Source organism: Cryobacterium inferilacus (assembly GCF_019599185.1).
Classification (GTDB): domain Bacteria; phylum Actinomycetota; class Actinomycetes; order Actinomycetales; family Microbacteriaceae; genus Cryobacterium; species Cryobacterium inferilacus.
Genome location: NZ_JAIEUL010000048.1, coordinates 1 through 1,925 on the forward strand (window position 1 = coordinate 1; position 1,925 = coordinate 1,925).

1 protein-coding gene is annotated in these 1,925 nt (G+C 58.1%); it reads left to right on the forward strand.

All coding sequences use genetic code 11. The annotated features are described in order from the left end of the window. The first annotated feature begins 592 nt into the window (after window positions 1-592). Window positions 593-1,711, forward strand: coding sequence for a Fic family protein (locus tag K2F54_RS18810; protein ID WP_220607384.1), 1,119 nt, complete (start codon window positions 593-595; stop codon window positions 1,709-1,711). The last annotated feature ends 214 nt before the right edge of the window (window positions 1,712-1,925 follow it).

Consider the following 1,925-nt stretch of genomic DNA (forward strand, 5'->3'; position numbering starts at 1 on the left):
GCAACCCTCGACTACGCGGAGGTCCCGTAATGAGGCAACCAATCGACTCACGCGGAGGTTTCTTATGAGTCAACTCGGTACATTGACCTGGATCGAAAACACGGGATAACGTCGCAGTAAGTCTCAGTAAGGGGCAAGGTCTCCACGGGCACTTCGGGACACATTCAAGCTCGCTCGGTTTCGCCGCATCTAGGCGTGTATGAAGAGATGCAAGCGAAACCCTGTTCAGTCGCTCGGCCGCCTCCATGCCCGCCTTGGCGACTTTTTCCTAAGCGTGTACGTGCGCTTTGCGGTCCGCCCAGCGAGCGAGCACCGGCCGAATGTGATTGCTTTGCACCTGGCATGGCAGGTGGTCGTCGCTGTTCTGAGGGCTAGGTTGGCGCTCGCGGATAGGAACCCTGGCCCGTAGTGGACCTAACTCGCCGGGCGGAGTGGCGGAACGGCACTGCGCCGCACACGATGATCTCCGTCTGCGAGGTGCATTCTGAAGGCGAGAAATGACGTGTTAAGCAGGCTTACACAATCTCGCGACATGTAAAGAAATTGCCGAATTCTTTACATGTGACGGCATCTCCGAGATACGATCAACGATATGACCTGGCAAGCGGACGAACCGTACAACGACCTTCCTCACCTGCCACCGCAATCCGAGATAGAAACGCGAACTGTTCTGAAGCTCGCCATCGAGGCGAGGGCGGCACTGGCCTCTCTCGAGCAGGCGGCTCAGGGAATGCCAAACGCTGCGGTTCTGATCAATTCCATCGGGCTTCTGGAGGCGCAAGCAAGCTCCGAGATCGAGAACATCGTCACGACGACCGACGAGCTATTCAAGTATGCGCAGGCCGAATCAGCGGCGACGGATCCAGCGACTCGAGAAGCCCTGCGCTACCGGACGGCATTGTATGAGGGGTTCAGGAGCGTTCAAGTTAGACCCTTGAGTGTCAGCACCGCGGTCGAAGTCTGCACGTTGATCAAACAGCGTGACATGGGCATCCGCCGGCTGGCAGGCACATACATCGGCAATCCGGCTACTCATCAAGCGATCTACACCCCTCCCACGGGGGAGTCCACGATCCGTGACAAGCTCACGAACTGGCAGGATTTCATTCACGGTGACGATGATCTGGATCCACTGGTCACAATGGCGGTCGCCCACTACCAATTTGAGGCCATTCACCCCTTCGAGGATGGCAACGGGCGCACAGGGAGAGTCCTCAATGTCCTACTTCTCGTGTCAGCCGGCCTTCTGAGCCAGCCGATTCTGTATCTGTCGAAGTACATCATCGAAAACAAGTCCTCCTACTATCGACTCCTACAGGGGGTGACAGAAGACCAGGATTGGCAGTCGTGGACCCTGTTCATGCTCGAAGGAATTCGGCAAACGTCCGTGTCAACGGTTCACAAGATTCGCGCGATCAAGGAACTTCAACAGCACCTTCACGAGGTCCTCCGGGACACCATGTCCGGCGGTGTCAACGCCGATTTCCTGGCCGTTCTCTTCGAACAGCCCTATTGCAGAATCGCGAGCGTGATGTCGAGATGTTCTGTATCCCGACCTACAGCGACGAGTTGGCTGAACGGCCTCGTCGAAGTGGGCGTACTGCTCAAAGTGCCGGTTGGGCGAGAGCGTCTCTACGTCAACACGGCGTTCATGGACCTGCTGACCAGAGACGAGGGCGTGGCAGCTGCTGAAGCGCCGACCCTCTTCTAGTCGAGACGAATGTTCGAGCCCCTCGCCGGCCCCGCCGTCTGCTGCGGGACAATGTCACCATGACCACAGCAATTTCGCCCCGTGAGGTCTACCGCAGCGCCTGGATCACGCTGTTCGACCGGGAGGCCTGACCTCGTGTGAGTATTCGAGGTCTTGAGAGCCACCCGATCGTGCGGTTCAGAGCCAGCGATCGTGCGCAAGAGAGCCAGTGGCG

What these genes read in the sequence shown, in the direction of transcription:
- K2F54_RS18810 (WP_220607384.1), top strand. Translation starts at nt 593, where the DNA reads ATGACCTGGCAAGCGGACGAACCGTACAACGACCTTCCTCACCTGCCA.